A 14,304-nucleotide genomic window follows, 5' to 3' on the forward strand; every position below is an offset into this window, starting at 1 on the left:
ACCTCGGCGGACCTCATCGACCGGCCCCGCCATGCTCATTGACATTGACGTCAACGTCAATACGCTCCCGGTGTGGCACGCACACACAAGGCCTGGGCGGTCCGCACCGCCCGCGACCGCACCGAGGCCCCCGCCCGCGCCCGGCTCCTGGACGCCGCCGAGGCCGTCTTCACGCGGCTCGGACTCGGCCCCGCCACCGTCGCCGACATCACGGCGGAAGCCGAGGTCTCCCGGGCGGGCTTCTACGTGTACTTCGCCTCCAAGGAGGAGATCTTCCGGATCCTGGCGGTCCGCGTACGGGACGCGTTCCTCGCCGCGCAGGAGGTCCCGGGCGTCGACACGGACGACCCGCACGCCGTCGCCGAGGCGTCCATCGGCGCCTTCGTCGCCGCCTACGCCCGACATCAGCCACTGCTCGGCCTGCTGGAGCAGCAGGCTCGCACCGACCCCGGCTTGGCGCAGCTGTGGGACGAGATCCGCGAACGGCCCGTCCACCGTCACGCCCGCTACATCCGCCGCCTCACCGACCGCGGCCTGGCCGCCCCGGCCGCCGAACCTCTCGCACTGGCCCGCGCGGTGGGCGGCATGTGCGTCGAGTTCGCCCGCCGCGTCGCCGCGTACCCCGACACGTACGAGGACGCCGTACGCGAGGTCACCGCCATGTATCTGCACCTGCTCGGAGCCGCCCGCACACGTCAGGGGTAGTCGAAGCGGCGCAGACAGCCCGACACCGCGCACGAGAGGCCCGAGCGACCCGCGTCCGTCACCCGGGGGCAGACGCTCACCCACCGCGAACTCGACGACGCCACCGACCGGCCGGCGGGATGGCTGGAGAGCCGGGGTGTGCGCCCGGTGACCGTGTGGCCGTCCAGCTGCCCAACAGCGCGTTCTTCGCGGTCGCCTTCCTCGCGATCCTGCGGCTCGGAGCCGTTCACGCAGAACTGGTGCTGTCCGTCGAGCCGTTGCGGGACGTGCTCGCCGAGGCCCTCGCCGGTACAGCCGCACACGCGGCCGTGCTGGAGGACGAGTGGCCCGCCGGCATGGCGCAGCCGCTCCTGGCCGCACCGGCCGAGGACCTCGCTCATTTGCGGGCCGCGCGGCCGATCGACTCGACCAGCGGCAGCAGCCTTTGCGGGACGCGCTCGCGCAGCGCCACCTCGGTGCGGGTACGGACGACGCCCGGCAGGCTGATCAGCTTCTGGATCACGTCCTCCAGATGGGCGTTGTCGCGCGCCACGACCCGGGTCAGCAGATCGCCGCCGCCGGTGATCGAGAAGGCCTCGACGATCTCCGGCACGGAGGCCAGCGCCTCACCCACGTCGTCCAGATGCCCCTGCGTGACCTCGATGTGCACGAAGGCGAGCACCGGGTGGCCGAGCGCGGCGGGGGAGAGCGTCGGGCCCGTTCCGGTGATCACGCCGTCCCGCTCCAGCCGGTCGAGGCGGGCCTGGAGGGTACCGCGGGCGACACCCAGGATCCGGGCGTACTCGCGCACGCTCGTGCGCGGCTGCTCCATCAGCAGCCGCAGGATGCGGGTGTCGAGCTCGTCGACGGCCATGGTGCCCGTCCTCCTCGTACATGGTCCGTTGGCTCGCTCATGGCCGCCGACAGACCGATATGTCTGTGCCAATGGTCCAGCATATTCGAGGCCACTTGAGCCAGCAGACGCCTTGATGCTGCAATGTTCGCGTCGATGGCGCTGCGGACCCCGCGGCGCCTTTTGCATGCCGGTGGGTCGAGGGGTGGGAAGCAGTGCTGAAGAGGGTGTTCGTGGCGCCGGATCCGGGCCGGATGCGGCTGCGCTTCGCCGCGCGGGCCGTCCTCGGCATCGCGCTCGCGGTCGTCGGCTGCTCCCTGGCCGGGCTGTCCCTCGTCGGCGCCGTCACCGGCGGGCTGGCCGCGCTGCTCGCCCTGTTCACCGTCACGGACCCCACCGTCCGCGGGCAGGCCGTCACCACCGCGCTGCTGCCCGCCGTCGGGCTGCCGGTGCTCGCCGCCGCGGCCGGGCTGCACGACCATCCGGTGGCCCGCGACCTCGCCTTCCTCGCCGTCATCGGCGCGGGCGTGTACGCGCGCCGCTTCGGGCCGCGCGGGCACAGCCTCGGCGTCTTCGCGTTCATGACCTTCTTCGTGGCGCAGTTCCTGCACGCCACCACGGGCCGCCTGCCCGAGCTGTACGCCGCCGTCCTGCTGTCCGTGCTCAGCGCCTCCGCGGTCCGCTTCGGCCTGTGGTGCTACGAGGCCAAGCTGCCCCCGGCACCCGTGCCTGCCCCGCCCGCCGGTGCCGGCCTGGCCCGCGTCACCACCCGCCAGGCCGTCCAGGCAACCGCGGGCGCGGCCTTCGCGGTCGTCGTGGGCCAGCTGGTGTCCGGGCAGCGCTGGTACTGGGCCGTCGGCGCCACCTGGTGGATCTTCGTCAACACCGCCTCGCGCGGCGAGACCCTGGTCCGCGGCTTCCGCCGGGTCCTCGGCACGGTGATCGGCATCGGCCTCGGCCCGCTGATCGCCGTCCCCCTGCACGGAGCCGCCCTCCCCACGGCCGCGCTCCTCGCCGTCTGCGTCTTCGGCATCTTCTACTCGGCCGCGGTGTCGTACACCTGGATGATGCTCTGGGTCACGCTCCTCGCCGAACTCCTCTACGGCCTGCTGGGCGTGCTGAACCCCGGCCTGCTCGCCCTGCGCCTCGCGGAGACCGGCGTCGGCGCACTCGGCGCGGTACTCGCCGTGCTCTTCGTCCTGCCCGTCACCACACACACCATCACCGACGCCTGGATCCAGCGCGCCCTGCGCTGTGTCCACGCGTGCACGGCAGAGGCGGCCGCCCGCCTCGCGGGCTCCACGGCCGCCGACCCGGCGCGGCGGATCGCGGAACTGGAGCAACTCCTGGGCCGCGTACGGCTGTCCGTCGCCCCTCTCGTCCACCCGCTCAACCCGATGCTCGGCCGCAAACGACGCGCCCGCCGGGTGCTGGACCTGCTCGACGACTGCGCCCGCGAGACCCGCGGCCTGGTCGCCGTCGCCGCCGACCCGGAGGCCTCCCACGACGCCCGGCTGGCAGCCGCCTGCTGGCGCGTGGAGGCGGCGGTGGAGGCACTCACGGGCGGCGGCGAGCACGTCACGGCCGCCCCCGAGCCACCCGCCACGGAACCGGCCCTGGCCCACCTCCACGGCCTGGAACGGGCCCTCGCGGAACTGGCCGCCCCGCTGCGGACACCGTCGGGGTCGCCGCTCGTCGGGGCGTGAGCCCCTGCCCAGGGCAGGCCCTCGCCGGGGCCGCGGCGAGGGCAGGCGCTTCGGTTGCGGCCCGGTCACATACCCCGCGTATGGTCTAGACCGCTGGTGATCGACTGCTAACGTCGCCCCGACGGCACAGAACCGAGAGGGGACAGCGGTGACAGACGGCGGCGGGCGGCGACGGCGGGCCTTCATCGGGTCGTTCACGGCGGCGGGAGGCCCCGGGATCGTGACCGCGGCCGTGGCTCCGGACAGCGGTGCGCTGACCCCACTGAGCAGCGTGGACGGCGTGCCCGACCCCTCCTACCTGGCACCGGCACCCGACGGGCGGACCCTCTACGCGGTCAGTGAGACCGCCGAGGGCGCGGTGGCCGCGTACCGGGTGACGGGGGACCGGCCGGAGAAGGCAGGCGCGCCGGTCCCGGTCGGCGGGAACAGCCCCACGCACCTCAGCGTGTTCGCCGGCCACGTCCTGACCGCCAACTACGGCTCCGGCAGCGTCACCGCCGTGCCCGTCCGCTCCGACGGCACCCTCGCCGGCGCCGCGTCCGATGTCCTCCAGCACAAGGGCTCGGGTCCGCACACCCTGCGCCAGCAGGGGCCGCACGCCCACCAGGTGCAGCCCGACCCGACCGGGCGGTGGGCCGTCAGCGTCGACCTCGGCACGGACTCGGTCCGGGTGTGCACGCTGACCGGCGGCCGCCTCGAAGTGCACCGGGAGATCGCCCTGCGGCCCGGCTCCGGACCGCGCCACCTGGCCTTCCACCCGGACGGCACGCGCGCGTACGTCCTCAACGAACTCACCCCGACCCTCACCGTCTGCCGCTGGGACGCAGGCGAGGGCTCCCTGGTGCCGCTCACCGAGCGGCATGTCCTGCGCGACGCGCCGACCGGCGACGCCTACCCGTCCGGCATCGTCGCCTCCCCCGACGGCCGCTTCGTGTGGACCGCCACCCGAGGCGAGGACGTCCTGTCCACCTTCGCCGTCGACGGGGACGAGTTGCAGCTGATCGGCACGGTCCCGTGCGGCGGCCACTGGCCCCGCGCGATCGCCGAGTCGGGAGGATTCCTCTACGTCGCCAACGAACGCTCCGGCGAGGTGACCTGGTTCGCCCTCGACCCGTCCACGGGTCTGCCGCGCTACGAGGGCGCCCTCGCGGTTCCGGCCGCGTCCTGCGTGATCTTCGCCTGAACGCACACGCGAGCGGCGGGTCCGAGCAGGCCGGGCGGGTCTGGCAGTGGGCCGCGCCCCGAAGGGCGCGGGGCTGTGTCGATGTGCGGCTCCGCCGCATGGGCGCGACCGGCCACGACGGCGCCGCAGACGATCGACGGCACATCGCCCCACGGCGGTGACGCAGACCGGCTCAGCCCCCGGAGCGCCTGGCAGCCCGGCGCACGCCGAAGGGCCCGCTCCGATGCGTGGAGCGGGCCCTTCGGCGTGGGTCGAGCAGCGGAGCTGCCGTACGCCTCAGCGCACCGGCGTCCCCTGCGGCTGCGGCGGAGCGATCCCCAGGGCCGTCGTGTACTTGGCCAGCGCCAGCTTGCCGATCGCCGGGTAGGGGCCGAGCGCCTCGGCGGCGGAGCAGCCTGCCTCCTTGGCCGCCTCCTCGATCAGGCCCGCGTCGATCTCCGGTCCTATCAGATACGGCGCGAGCGCCAGCTGCTGCGAGCCCGAGCCGCGCAGCTGCTCGGCGACGGCCGCGATCGAGCCGTCCTGGTCCAGGGCCGCCGCCATCACCGGCACGGCCAGACGCGCGGCGAGCAGCATGCCGGTGATCCCGGCCGCCTGAACGGCCTCGTCACCGCCGACCGAGGCCAGGATGATGCCGTCCGCCGCGGTCGCCACGGTGAACAGGCGGGCGCGGTCGGCGCGGGCCAGACCGGCCTCCGACAGGCGCACGTGCAGCGCCTCGGCGAGCAGCGGGTGGGGGCCCAGCACGTCCGTCAGGTCGGCCGCGACGCGGCTGTCCATCACGGCCTGCCGGATACGGCGCAGCAGCGCGCCGTCGGGGCCGGCCAGCAGCGGAACGACGACGGCGACGGGGCCGTCCGGCTCCTTGACGTCCAGGCCGGCGGCCCGGGCCTGCTCGAAGCGGGCGGCACGCTCCTCGGCGGCGTGCGCGAGCACGGCCTGCAGCGTGGGGAACTCCGCCTCGTCCCCGTCCAGGTACCCGATCCGCGCATCGAGGCCGGGCAGCTCGGAGCGGGCGATGCTCACGACCTCCTCGGCGAGGCTGCGCGTGGGGGCGCCGGGAGTGCCCGGCACCGCGAGGACGAGCGCGGGCGCGCCCTCAGGAGCCGCCAGCGGCTCGGGTCGGCGGTGCCGCCCGGGCTGGCGAGGTCGCGGCATTCGTACTGGCAGGCCGGACGCGGGCCCAGTGGGGGAGCTCATGGCGACGCATGTTACTGGCTTCCTGGGCTCCCCTGTTCGGGGAGGGTGCAGGTGAGCGGTTTCTGTCCCATTTTGTCTGATGAGTTACATACGGATCAGCGGCTTGGGGCGTACGGAGATCAGGCGTCGTCGCCGGTCATCACGCTCAGCATCGCCTCATCACCCGGGAGAGTGAGCGTTCCGGCCGCGAGATCGTCGGCGATACGTACCGAGCCCGCCAGCGGATCGCCGGCGGCCGGCACCAGCGGCGCGTGCGGCAGCCGCCGCGACAGCTCTTCCAGCAGGGGGACGAGCAGAAGATCCCCCATCTTGAACAGACCGCCCGTGACCGCCACTTGAGCATCGCCCGCGGACGGGCAGACCGCGGCCGCCGACTCCGCCATGTGCCGGGCCGCCGCGCGCAGAATGCCCGCGGCGACCGGGTCGTCCTCGGCGCAGCCGGCCACCCGGGGCGCGAAGGAGGCGAGCACGGCGGGCCGGTCCTGGCGCGGGTAGAGCCGCCCCGGCAGCCCCGGCATCGGGCCGAACATCTCCTCGGCGCGGGCCAGCAGCCCGCGCGAACCGCCCGGTCTTCCGTCGTACGCGCGCAGGGCCGCCTCCAGCCCGGCCCGCCCGATCCAGGCCCCGCTGCCGCAGTCGCCCAGCAGATGCCCCCAGCCGTCCGCGCGGCGCCAGCGCGTCAGGTCGGTACCGATGGCGATCAGACCCGTCCCGGCCGCGACCACGGCACCGGGGCGTGGACCGAGGGCGCCGACATAGGCGGTGACGGCGTCGGCGGCGAGGGCGAGGGAGCGGATGCCGAACTCCCGCCCCAGCGCACCAGGGAGTTCGGCACGCAGGGCATCGCCCAGGGAGGCGAGCCCGGCGGCACCCACCGCAGCCGCGCTCAGTGCCAAGACCCCGGTCTCGGCAGTCAACTCCCGCACCATCGGCACGAGTTGAGCCATGAGATGCCCCGGATCGATCCCCTGGGCTCCGGTGCGCACCGGCTCCCGGGACTCCCGCTGGGCCGGCGGACCACCGTCCGTACGCCTGACGACGACCCGCAGACCCGAGCCCCCCGAGTCGACCGCGAGGATTCCGGTCGCGCCCGCCCGCGCCTCGTCCCCCGCGCCGCTCACGGCAGGCGCCAGTCCACCGGCTGTCCGCCCTGTCTGACCAGCAGGTCGTTGGCCCGGCTGAAGGGACGCGAGCCGAAGAAGCCGCGGTCGGCCGACATCGGGGACGGATGGGCGGACTCCACCGACGGGAGGCTGCCGAGCAGCGGGCGCAGATTGCGGGCGTCCCGGCCCCACAGGATGGACACCAGAGGCTTGCCGCGTTCGGCCAGGGCGCGAATGGCCTGCTCGGTGACCTCCTCCCAGCCCTTCCCGCGGTGCGCGGCCGGCTTGCGCGGCGCGGTGGTGAGCGCCCTGTTGAGCAGCAGCACGCCCTGCTGCGTCCACGGCGTCAGATCACCGTTGGAGGGCTGGGGCAGGCCCAGATCGGTGTTCAGCTCCCGGTAGATGTTGATGAGACTGCCCGGCAGCGGACGCACCTCGGGCGCCACCGAGAACGACAGCCCCACGGCGTGCCCGGGTGTCGGATACGGATCCTGGCCGACGATCAGGACGCGTACGTCGTCGAAGGGTTGCTGGAAGGCCCGCAGAACATTCGCTCCGGCCGGAAGATAGGTGCGCCCCGCGGAGATCTCCGCGCGCAGGAAGTCCCCCATCGCGGCGATCCGTCCGGCCACCGGTTCCAGGGCCTTCGCCCAGCCTGCTTCGACGATTTCATGCAACGGTCGTGGTGCCACGGGCGTCACCCTACTGCCGTACGGGCAGCGGAGATCAACCGGTGGCCAAGGCCGTGCGCTCCCCCCGCAGCGGTCATCCGATCACCGCGGCCCGCACGCACAGCACATCCGGCAGATGCGAGGCCAACTGCCGCCAGCTGTCGCCGTCGTCGGCCGATGCGTAGACCTCGCCGTTGCGGTTGCCGAAGTACACCCCCGCGGGGTCCGCGTCGTCGGTGCACAGCGCGTCGCGCAGCACCGTGCCGTAGTGGTCCTCCTGTGGCAGGCCCGCCGACAACGGCTCCCAGGTCTTGCCCGCGTCGGCCGTGCGGAAGACCCGGCAGCGGTGGCCGGCGGGCACCCGGTCCGCGTCCGCGTTGATCGGGAACACATACGCCGTGTCGCCGCGGTGGGGGTGGGCGGCCGCGGCGAAGCCGAAGGTGGACGGCAGGCCTTCGCCGATGTCGCTCCAGTGCCCGCCCGCGTCGTCGCTGCGGTACACGCCCCAGTGGTTCTGCAGATACAGCCGGTCCGGGTTGGCCGCGTCCCGCGCGACCTTGTGCACGCACTGCCCGAACTCCGGGTTCGGATCGGGCAGGAACACCGCGGAGACACCGGAGTTGGACGGTGCCCAACTCGCCCCGCCGTCACTGGTCCTGAACACCCCCGCCGTCGAGACCGCGACCGTCACCGACCGCGGGTCGCGCTGGTCGGTGAGCACGGTGTGCAGGCCCTCACCGCCGCCGCCCGGTACCCACTTCGAGCGGGTGGGATGCTCCCACAGGGGGCGCACCAGCTCGAAGGTCTCCCCTCTGTCCTCGGAGCGGTACAGCGCGGCCGGCTCCGTGCCCGCGTACACCACGTCCTGTTCGGCGGCCGCCGGGTGCAGCTGCCACACCCGCTCCAGGGAGGCACCCGTGTCCTTGGGGAACTTGACGGCCGGGCGGGCCGGTTCGGTCCAGGTGTGCCCCAGGTCGTCGGAGTGGAAGACGGACGGGCCCCAGTGGGCGCTGTCGCCGCCGGCCAGCAGACGCGGCCGGTCGCCGCGGGTGTCGATCGCGACCGAGTACACGGCCTGCGCGTTGAAGTAAGGAGTCTCGTCGAACTCCCATGCGCCACCTCGCCGACGCCCGATGAACAGGCCTTTGCGCGTGCCCACGGCGAGCAGTACCTCGGTCATGCCGCATCACCTCCGCTGGTGTCTGTGACGGCTCTGTCCCAGACACCGGCCAGTCTGCACCCCGCCACTGACAGTCACCTCTGGGATCGGTATCACCACAGGTCAGAGCAGTGTCGGCGCCTCGAGCGGTGATATCCGGCCCGTTCGCCAAGACGCCTGCGCGCGCGGCGTGACGCGTGCGACCGTCGAGTCGGTGGAGTCGACCTGAGCATCCGGCGGCCTTCGCCCGTATGGGAGGGAGGTTCCGGATGATCGTGCGCTCATGAGGAGGATGCCTTCGATGGCGTTCCGTGGTCCGAAGGTGTGGCTGTGGCGCTGGCGGCGCAATCCGCTGCGGCGTCGCGCCGACGCGGTGGAGGCGTGGGTCGTTCTCGGTGCCTGGCTGGTCACCGTCCTGGTGGGCGTGCTGGCCGGTCTGACGGCCACCAGGTCCGTCGAGGACGGTCTGGCCCGCGAGCGAGTGGAGTGGCGGCAGGTCGCGGCGCGACTGACGGAGAAGGCACCCGGAACGGCCTCCGACCAACCCTCCACGTCGAGCGGCGACCGGGTGTGGGGGAACGTGCGCTGGACCGCTCCGGACGGCACCAGGCACACCGGGCAGGTCCGGGTCGGCCCCGGCAGCAGCGCCGGCACGGCGGTCACCATCTGGACCGACCCGCAGGGCCGGCTGGTCTCCAGGCCCGCCACCGCCGCCCAGGCCCAGCTGCGGTCCGCCCTGATCGGCGCCCTGGTGGGCATGAGCGCCGCGGCGGTGCCCTTCGTCGGCGGCCGGGTCCTGTGCGGCCGACTGGAACGGCGCCGCATGTCCCAGTGGGACACGGAATGGGCCCGCTTCGGACCCCTGTGGGGGCGCAAGACGAGCTGACGAGGACGCCTGCCGACGAGGCTGCCGGAGGGCGTCGCGCTGCGGGCACGGGCTCCCTGTGCCATCGTCGTAGGTGACGCCCACGAGGCGGCGCGCACAGTCCTTGCCTCATGGCGGAAGTGGTGGCGGTTGCACCAGTTGATGCTGGGCCCCTGGACGCCCCGCACCGGACAACTACCCTCGCGGACACAACCATTTCTGGCGGAAGGCGGTGCCTCATGGCGGAGCAGACTTCCAGAAGGGGACTGGTCGGCGAACTGTCGGCGGAGTTCCTGGGCACCATGATCCTGATCCTCTTCGGATGCGGTGTGGTCGCCCAGGTCGTGGCCGCCGGGATCGGCGACCACGACAGCATCGCCTGGGCCTGGGGCCTCGGCGTGACCATGGGCGTCTACGTCGCCGCCCGGCTCAGCGGCGCCCACATCAACCCCGCCGTCACCCTGGCCCTGGCCTGCTTCAAGGGCTTCGAGTGGAAGAAGGTCGGGCCGTACGTCGTGGCGCAGACCGCGGGCGCTTTCGTCGCCGCGCTGCTGGTGCGCTGGAACTACACCGAGGTCCTCGCCAAGGCCGACCCAGGCCACACCATCAAGACACAGGGCGTCTTCTCCACCCTCCCGGGCAACGGCGCCCTGCCCGTGAGCGAACTCGGCGCACTGCGCGACCAGGTGATCGGCACGGCCATCCTGGTCCTGGTCATCTTCGCCATCACCGACCTGCTCAATACCCCGCCCGGCGCCAACATGGCCCCGTTCATCATCGGTCTCCTGGTGGTGGCGATCGGCATGGCCTGGGGCACGGACGCCGGCTACGCCATCAACCCGGCCCGTGACTTCGGGCCGCGGCTCGCCAGCTTCATCACCGGGTACGGGACGGCCTGGCGGGACCAGTACGGCAACCTCTACTTCTGGGTGCCGATCGTCGGGCCGCTGGTCGGCGGTGTGATCGGTGCCGCCATCTACAAGTTCTTCATCTCGCAGTTCCTGACCGGTGAGGAGGAACAGGAGCCTGGCCGCATCCCGACACCGGACGGCGAAGACATGGCCTAGCGGGCACGGCCCGCATCGAGCCGGGCGGGAGGCGGCCTCCACCAGGAGGGCCCGTCACCCGTCCGGCCGCTCCCGGCCCGACGAGTGCGGTTACCGTCGTACGCAGCGGTGTGCGCCCGTTCGCGCAGGGCGACGAAGTCCCGCACGCCGGGCGAGGAGCGCCACGGCATGGCCGGGAGGGGCAGCAGGACCACGCCGGCGGTCGCGGCGGCCGGGCCGGGGATGCGGCCGTGGCGGTTCGTCGTCACCTTCGGCACGGTCAGCCTGCTGGCCGACTTCGTCTACGAGGGCGCCCGTTCCGTCACCGGCCCGCTGCTCGCCTCGCTCGGTGCGTCCGCCCTGGTGGTCGGCGTGGTCACCGGCGTCGGCGAGGCCGCCGCGCTGGTACTGCGGCTGGTCTCCGGGCCGCTGACCGACCGCACCCGCCGCTTCTGGGCGTGGACGATCGCCGGCTACACACTCACGGTGGTCTCCGTGCCGGTGCTCGGGCTGGCCGGTGTGCTGTGGGTGGCGAGCGCGCTGGTCATCGCCGAACGCGTGGGCAAGGCGGTGCGCTCACCGGCCAAGGACACGCTTCTGTCGCACGCGACTGCCGCCACCGGGCGCGGCCGCGGCTTCGCCGTCCACGAGGCGATGGACCAGATCGGAGCGCTGATCGGCCCCCTGGTCGTGGCCGGGGTGCTGGCCGCGACCGGCGACGACTACGCGCCCGCGCTGGGCGTCCTGGCCGCCCCCGGGGTCGCCGTACTGGCCCTGCTGGTGTGGCTGCGCCACCGGGTGCCGGATCCGGCCGCCTACGAACCCGAACCGGACACCACGGCCGCGGCGGGACATCAGGACAGGGCGCGGCTGCCGCGCACCTTCTGGGTGTATGCCGCGTTCACAGCCGCGACGCTGGCCGGGTTCGCGACCTTCGGTGTGCTCTCCTACCACCTGGTCCAGCGGCAGTTGCTGCCCACCGCCGCGGTGCCGGTGCTGTACGCCGCCGCCATGGGCGTCGACGCGCTCGCCGCGCTGGCCACCGGCTGGGCCTACGACCGGTACGGCGCCCGCACCCTGGCCGTACTGCCCGTCCTCGCCGCCGGCGTGCCCCTGCTCGCCTTCACCGACACCGTCGCCCTGACCGTGGCCGGCGCACTGCTGTGGGGCGCCGCCATGGGCGTACAGGAGTCGACCCTGCGGGCCACCGTCGCCGACCTGGTCCCGCCCGGGCGCCGCGCCACCGCCTACGGCCTGTTCGCCGCCGTGATGGGCGCGGCCACCCTGGTCGGCGGCATCCTCGCGGGAGCCCTGTACGCCCGCTCGATCCCGGCGCTGATCATCGTCACCGTGGCCGTCCAGGCCCTGGCGCTGACCCTGCTCGCCGTCACCCGTCCGGGGCGCAGCTCCTGAAAAGCGCGCAGACTCTTCTGGCGGACTGCGTGCCCGACGCGCCGCTTGCGGCGGTGCAGCGAACGCGGTGTCGGCGACGTTCTGCGCCTGGAGGTTCTGCACATGGGGCGGGTAGGCGCCCTGGGCGGATGCGGCGGCGACCGTCCCGCTGTGGTGCGGGATGCCCTTGACGGACTTGACCGAGCCGTCCGTGTTCAGCGGCACCTGCAACAGGCTGGCCCGGCACCCGTCAGCCACTGCTGGTCATCTCCCCCCCTACAGAAAGGTCAACTCGATCGACCACACCGCCAACCGAGCAGGCGTCGATCACCAGGTTCAGTTCGAGAACAACTGGCACACCGGCCGCACCGGTGACGCCTGCTTCGACCGGCGCTCCGGACGGCCGGGTTCGGGACGGGGCCGGCCGCGGCCACAGGCGGCGGACGTGACCTCGACAGCTGCGTGCCGCCGGGTTCGGCGAGGGGGTGGACCGGATGCGGTGCCGGGCGTGCCGGCCCTCCTGGATGTCGTACGAACGAGTCGGCGCCGAATGATCCTGAGCAGGCCGGCGGACCGCGACAGCGTTCCTGACCGGTTCCTGGCCGGAGGAAGAGCCAGAATCCGGCCAGGGTTCACCCGCCCGACCCGTAGTGCGACGGCGTCCCACCTGCGAGGAGCCCGGCCGACGGCACTTCCGTCGCGCCACGGCTACCGCGTCGGCTCACCTCCCGCCCGGCAGCGCCCGCTCCAGTACGGCGTCCAGATCGGCGGCGTCCGGCAGTGTGCCGAAGGCATGTCCCCAGTCGCCGCCCAGCCGGGTCGCGCAGAAGGCGTCGGCGACGGCGGGCGGGGCGTGCCGGACCAGGAGGGAGGCCTGCAGGGTCAGCGCCATCAGCTCCACCAGGCGTCGGGCGCCGGACTCGGATCCGGTGGTCAGCAGGCCCTCCAGCCGGACCACGGCCGTATCCAGTCGGTGGTCCGCGCCCCGCGCCAGGGCGAGCTCGTCGAAAAGGGCCTGCGCGGTTCCGGGCTCACGCCTCAACGCCCGCAGGACGTCCAGGGCGTTGACGTTCCCGGAGCCCTCCCAGATCGACAGCAGTGGGGCCTCGCGGTAGTGGCGGGGCATGCCCGACTCCTCCACATAGCCGTTGCCGCCGAGGCACTCCAGGGCCTCCGCGGTGAAGGCCGGGCCCCGCTTGGTGACCCAGTACTTGCCGACGGCGGTCGCGATCCGCCGGAACGCGGCCTCGCCCGCGTCCCCGCGCACCGCCCGGTCCGCGGCGCCCGCCAGCCGCAGGGTGACAGTGGTGGCCGCCTCGGACTCCAGCGCCAGGTCCGCCAGCACGTTGCGCATCAGCGGCTGGTCGACAAGCCGGGCCCCGAACGCGCTGCGGTGGCGCACATGGTGTCCCGCCTCGACGAGCGTCTTGCGCATCAGCGTCGCCGACATCATCACGCAGTCGAGCCGGGTGCAGTTGACCATCTCGATGATCGTCCTGACGCCGCGGCCCTCCGGCCCGACCAGCCAGCCCACCGTCCCGTCGAACTCCGGTTCCGAGGAGGCGTTGGACCGGTTGCCCAGCTTGTCCTTGAGCCGCTGGATGCGGAAGGTGTTGCGGCTCCCGTCCGGCAGGATCCGCGGCACCAGGAAGCACGACAGGCCCTCCGGAGCCTGTGCGAGCACCAGGAAGACGTCGCACATCGGCGCCGACGTGAACCACTTGTGCCCGCGCAGCTGGTACACGCCCGGCTCGGCGGTCGGCCACGCCGTGGTCGTGTTCGTACGGACGTCTGAGCCGCCCTGCTTCTCGGTCATCCCCATGCCGGCGAGCAGCCCGCGTTTCTCGGTCGGCACCCGCAGCCCCGGCTCGTACTCCCGGCTGGTCAGCAGGGGTTCGTAGATCTTCGCGAGCTCGGGCTGGGCGCGCAGGGCTGGTACGGCCGCGTACGTCATCGAGGTGGGGCAGCCGTGCCCGGCGTCGGTGTGCCCCCACACCAGCCCGCCCGCGGTGCGCGCGACATGGGCGCCGGGCCGGTCCTCCGCCCACGGTGTGGCGGCCAGTCCCTCGGCGACCGCGGCCCGCATCAGATGGTGCCAGCTGGGGTGGAAGTCGACCTCGTCGATGCGGTTGCCATAGCGGTCGTGCGTGCGCAGCACCGGCTCGTGGACGTTGGCCTGCTCGGCCCACTCCTGCGCCTCGGCGCTTCCCGCCCGCAGGCCGAGCCGCCGGATGTCCTCCTCGGCCCAGCCGGCGCCCTCCCGGCGCAGGCCCTCCAGCAGGGCCCTGTCCTCGGAGGCGTCGTACGGCGTCAGGGCGGGCGGCTGGTTGGTGACGTCGTGCGTGGCGTACTGCCGGCGGGGCTGCGCGGGCGCGGGTGTCGAGACCATGCAGCCATGTTGCACCTTTTCTGCGACCGTAGCAATGATGCAACAAGGCGTGC

General features: G+C 73.3%; 13 protein-coding genes and 1 pseudogene. 7 read left to right on the plus strand and 7 right to left on the minus strand.

The features are described 5' to 3' along the window. Positions 1 to 72: 72 nt before the first annotated feature. On the plus strand, positions 73 to 705 hold the full coding sequence (locus ACWC1K_RS13950) for a TetR/AcrR family transcriptional regulator (RefSeq protein ID WP_450831177.1): 633 nt from the start codon (positions 73 to 75) through the stop codon (positions 703 to 705). Here ACWC1K_RS13950 and ACWC1K_RS13955 read toward each other — a convergent pair. Further along, positions 696 to 1,085, minus strand: a complete 390-nt coding sequence (locus ACWC1K_RS13955) for a hypothetical protein (protein ID WP_450831179.1) — start codon at positions 1,083 to 1,085, stop codon at positions 696 to 698. The two genes, ACWC1K_RS13950 and ACWC1K_RS13955, sit on opposite strands and share 10 nt — an antisense overlap. Next, positions 1,082 to 1,558 (minus strand): Lrp/AsnC family transcriptional regulator, encoded by a 477-nt coding sequence (locus tag ACWC1K_RS13960; protein ID WP_030931193.1) that lies wholly within the window; start codon positions 1,556 to 1,558, stop codon positions 1,082 to 1,084. The genes ACWC1K_RS13955 and ACWC1K_RS13960 overlap by 4 nt, the downstream gene beginning before the upstream one ends. A 194-nt stretch (positions 1,559 to 1,752) precedes the next feature. Between ACWC1K_RS13960 and ACWC1K_RS13965 the strand changes: the two genes are divergently transcribed. Together ACWC1K_RS13965 and ACWC1K_RS13970 are read left to right on the plus strand one after the other, a co-directional pair. Then, positions 1,753 to 3,243: an FUSC family protein gene (locus tag ACWC1K_RS13965; protein ID WP_450831180.1), complete on the plus strand. Its 1,491-nt coding sequence runs from the start codon at positions 1,753 to 1,755 to the stop codon at positions 3,241 to 3,243. A gap of 148 nt (positions 3,244 to 3,391) precedes the next feature. Continuing rightward, positions 3,392 to 4,426, plus strand: a complete 1,035-nt coding sequence (locus tag ACWC1K_RS13970; RefSeq protein ID WP_450831181.1) for a lactonase family protein — start codon at positions 3,392 to 3,394, stop codon at positions 4,424 to 4,426. 276 nt (positions 4,427 to 4,702) lie between these two features. Here ACWC1K_RS13970 and ACWC1K_RS13975 read toward each other — a convergent pair whose 3' ends face one another. The 4 genes from ACWC1K_RS13975 to ACWC1K_RS13990 form a co-directional block, all read right to left on the minus strand. Beyond that, the gene (locus tag ACWC1K_RS13975; RefSeq protein WP_450831183.1) at positions 4,703 to 5,626 is read right to left on the minus strand and encodes a sirohydrochlorin chelatase; all 924 of its coding nucleotides are present in this window, start codon (positions 5,624 to 5,626) and stop codon (positions 4,703 to 4,705) included. A 119-nt stretch (positions 5,627 to 5,745) separates the two neighbouring features. Then, on the minus strand, positions 5,746 to 6,747 hold the full coding sequence (locus ACWC1K_RS13980) for an N-acetylglucosamine kinase (RefSeq protein WP_450831184.1): 1,002 nt from the start codon (positions 6,745 to 6,747) through the stop codon (positions 5,746 to 5,748). After that, positions 6,744 to 7,421 (minus strand): uracil-DNA glycosylase, encoded by a 678-nt coding sequence (locus ACWC1K_RS13985; protein ID WP_450831186.1) that lies wholly within the window; start codon positions 7,419 to 7,421, stop codon positions 6,744 to 6,746. Before ACWC1K_RS13985 ends, ACWC1K_RS13980 begins: the two co-directional genes overlap by 4 nt. 73 nt (positions 7,422 to 7,494) lie before the next feature. Next, positions 7,495 to 8,580, minus strand: coding sequence for a WD40/YVTN/BNR-like repeat-containing protein (locus tag ACWC1K_RS13990; RefSeq protein ID WP_450831187.1), 1,086 nt, complete (start codon positions 8,578 to 8,580; stop codon positions 7,495 to 7,497). A 280-nt stretch (positions 8,581 to 8,860) separates the two neighbouring features. On the opposite strand from ACWC1K_RS13990, the gene ACWC1K_RS13995 reads away from it, so the two are divergent. The 4 genes and pseudogenes from ACWC1K_RS13995 to ACWC1K_RS14010 all read left to right on the plus strand — a co-directional run. Beyond that, entirely contained in the window at positions 8,861 to 9,445 is a 585-nt protein-coding gene (locus ACWC1K_RS13995; RefSeq protein WP_450831189.1) for an Rv1733c family protein, read from the plus strand. A gap of 218 nt (positions 9,446 to 9,663) precedes the next feature. Beyond that, positions 9,664 to 10,491 (plus strand): MIP/aquaporin family protein, encoded by an 828-nt coding sequence (locus ACWC1K_RS14000; RefSeq protein WP_450831191.1) that lies wholly within the window; start codon positions 9,664 to 9,666, stop codon positions 10,489 to 10,491. 168 nt (positions 10,492 to 10,659) lie between these two features. Then, complete coding sequence (locus tag ACWC1K_RS14005; RefSeq protein WP_450831192.1) at positions 10,660 to 11,883, plus strand: MFS transporter; 1,224 nt, start codon at positions 10,660 to 10,662, stop codon at positions 11,881 to 11,883. Between the two features lie 215 nt (positions 11,884 to 12,098). Beyond that, positions 12,099 to 12,262, plus strand: a pseudogene (locus tag ACWC1K_RS14010) (alkaline phosphatase family protein); the annotation flags it as partial. A gap of 321 nt (positions 12,263 to 12,583) precedes the next feature. On the opposite strand, the gene ACWC1K_RS14015 reads toward ACWC1K_RS14010, so the two are convergent. Further along, positions 12,584 to 14,251: a DNA alkylation response protein gene (locus ACWC1K_RS14015; protein ID WP_450831194.1), complete on the minus strand. Its 1,668-nt coding sequence runs from the start codon at positions 14,249 to 14,251 to the stop codon at positions 12,584 to 12,586. Between the last annotated feature and the right edge of the window lie 53 nt (positions 14,252 to 14,304).

The sequence above is a fragment of the Streptomyces sp. NPDC001492 genome, assembly GCF_053597275.1.

Bases quoted from the DNA above. Each gene is read 5' to 3' on its own strand.
- ACWC1K_RS13955 (WP_450831179.1), bottom strand. From the start codon at position 1,085: ATGAGCGAGGTCCTCGGCCGGTGCGGCCAGGAGCGGCTGCGCCATGCC.
- ACWC1K_RS13960 (WP_030931193.1), bottom strand. From the start codon at position 1,558: ATGGCCGTCGACGAGCTCGACACCCGCATCCTGCGGCTGCTGATGGAG.
- ACWC1K_RS13975 (WP_450831183.1), bottom strand. From the start codon at position 5,626: ATGAGCTCCCCCACTGGGCCCGCGTCCGGCCTGCCAGTACGAATGCCG.
- ACWC1K_RS13990 (WP_450831187.1), bottom strand. From the start codon at position 8,580: ATGACCGAGGTACTGCTCGCCGTGGGCACGCGCAAAGGCCTGTTCATC.
- ACWC1K_RS13995 (WP_450831189.1), top strand. From the start codon at position 8,861: ATGGCGTTCCGTGGTCCGAAGGTGTGGCTGTGGCGCTGGCGGCGCAAT.
- ACWC1K_RS14000 (WP_450831191.1), top strand. From the start codon at position 9,664: ATGGCGGAGCAGACTTCCAGAAGGGGACTGGTCGGCGAACTGTCGGCG.
- ACWC1K_RS14005 (WP_450831192.1), top strand. From the start codon at position 10,660: ATGGCCGGGAGGGGCAGCAGGACCACGCCGGCGGTCGCGGCGGCCGGG.
- ACWC1K_RS14015 (WP_450831194.1), bottom strand. From the start codon at position 14,251: ATGGTCTCGACACCCGCGCCCGCGCAGCCCCGCCGGCAGTACGCCACG.